The sequence below is a fragment of the Heterorhizobium halophytocola genome, from assembly GCF_017873095.1.
Classification (GTDB): Bacteria; Pseudomonadota; Alphaproteobacteria; order Rhizobiales; family Rhizobiaceae; genus Allorhizobium; species Allorhizobium halophytocola.
In genome coordinates this window covers 1-2046 of sequence record NZ_JAGGJU010000026.1, presented here as the reverse complement: position 1 = coordinate 2046, position 2046 = coordinate 1, and the positions used below count along the sequence as shown (strand labels likewise).

Annotated in this window: 2 protein-coding genes; both read right to left on the bottom strand. The window is 60.7% G+C overall.

Annotated elements, in window-relative coordinates; genetic code table 11:
• Positions 1–554, bottom strand: a 554-nt coding sequence (locus J2Z17_RS25100; RefSeq protein WP_209949587.1) for an ATP-binding protein, incomplete at its 3' end; no start/stop codon positions are given.
• A partial coding sequence (gene istA / locus J2Z17_RS25095; protein ID WP_280923409.1) for an IS21 family transposase occupies positions 544–2046 on the bottom strand: 1503 nt, incomplete at its 5' end. The genes J2Z17_RS25100 and istA, both read right to left, overlap by 11 nt.

Below are 2046 nucleotides of genomic sequence, written 5' to 3'. Positions count from 1 at the left end.
AGCGCTCCCCCTGAGGCACTGAACGGAAGGTATCCCAATTCATCGAGGATCAGGAGATCGAGGCGAACCAGGGTTTCAGCGATCTGTCCTGCCTTGCCTTTGGCCTTCTCCTGTTCGAGCGCATTGACCAATTCGATGGTCGAGAAGAAGCGGACCTTCCGGCGGTGATGCTCGATCGCCTGGACCCCAAGGGCAGTCGCGACATGTGTTTTTCCTGTGCCCGGCCCACCGACGAGCACGATATTCTGCGCCCCGTCCATGAACTCGCATCGGTGCAGTTGGCGCACCGTCGCTTCGTTGATTTCGCTGGCGGCGAAGTCGAACCCGGAGATGTCCTTATAGGCCGGGAAGCGAGCGGCTTTCATGTGATAGGCAATCGAGCGAACCTCACGTTCGGCCATCTCGGCTTTCAGCAACTGGGACAGGATCGGCACGGCCGCATCAAAAGCTGGAGCCCCTTGCTCGATCAGGTCTGTGACGGCTTGGGCCATGCCATACATCTTCAGGCTCCGCAGCATGATGACGACGGCGGCACTTGCGGGATCATGACGCATGGCGACCTCCCACGATCCGGACACGCAAGCCATCGTAGCGCTCCACGTTGGCCTTGGGTTCGCGTAGCAAGGTCAGCGCCTGTGGCGTATCGATGTCAGGACCGTCGGTCGTCTTGCCGTCAATCAGCCGATGCAGCAAGTTCAACACATGCGTTTTGGTTGCCACGCCTTGGTCCAGAGCCAGTTCCACGGCCCTGACGACAACCTGTTCTTCGTGATGGAGGACAAGAGCAAGGATATCGGCCATCTCGCGATCACCGCCGGCGCGGCGGAGCATCTGGTCCTGCAATCGCCGGAAGGCCAACGGCAATTCCAGGAAGGGCGCACCATTGCGCAAGGCACCGGGCTTGCGCTGAATGACAGCAAGGTAATGCCGCCAGTCGTAAATCGTCCGCGGCGGTTTGTCGTGGCTGCGCTCAATCACCCGCGGATGTTCGCATAGAACATTGCCCTCGGCCGCAACGACCAGTCGCTCGGGATAGATTCGCAAGCTGACAGGCCGGTTCGCAAACGATGCAGGCACGCTATAGCGGTTCCGCTCGAAGGTGATCAGGCATGTCGGAGAAACACGTTTGCCCTGCTCGACGAAGCCGTCAAACGCAGCGGGGAGCGCCATCAATGCTGGTTGTTCTGCGGACCAGACGTCCGCGATCGTGCCGGGCAAGGTGCCATGCGCTGTGTCGCGCCACAGGTCCTGGCAATGCTGTTCCAGCCAGGCATTCAATGCCGCCAGATCAGGAAAGTCCGGCATCTGTTGCCACAGTCGCGGCCGGGCATCCTGGACATTCTTCTCGATCTGGCCCTTCTCCCAACCCGCGGCGGGATTGCAGAACTCGGGCGCAAAAACGTAGTGGTTCGTCATCGCCTGGAAGCGAACATTGACCTGTCGCTCCTTGCCGCGGCCAACGCGATCGACCGCGGTCTTCATGTTGTCGTAGATACCGCGACCGGGCACGCCGCCAAACACGCGGAACCCGTGCCAATGAGCGTCGAAGAGCATCTCGTGCGTCTGCAGCAGGTAGGCCCTGACCAGAAACGCCCGGCTGTGTGATAGTTTGATATGGGCGACCTGCAGCTTCGTCCGCTCGCCGCCGATCACGGCATAATCCTCACTCCAATCGAATTGGAATGCTTCGCCTGCACGGAAAGACAGCGGAACGAATATGCCGCGGCCAGTCGTCTGCTGCTCAACCCGCCACTCACGGGCAAAGGCGGCGACCCGACCGTAGGAGCCGGTAAACCCGAGAGCCACCAGATCGGCGTGAAGCTGCTTCAGCGTTCGGCGCTGCTTGCGCGACCTCCCAGCCTCGGTCTTCAGCCAGGCCGCCAGCTTGTCGGCAAAAGGATCAAGCTTGCTCGGCCGCTCCGGTACCGTGAACGTCGGCTCGATCGTACCAGCGTTCAAATACTTCGCAATCGTGTTGCGCGACAAACCGGTATGCCGACTGATCTCGCGGATCGACTGCTTCTCGCGCAGCTTCATCCGACGGAT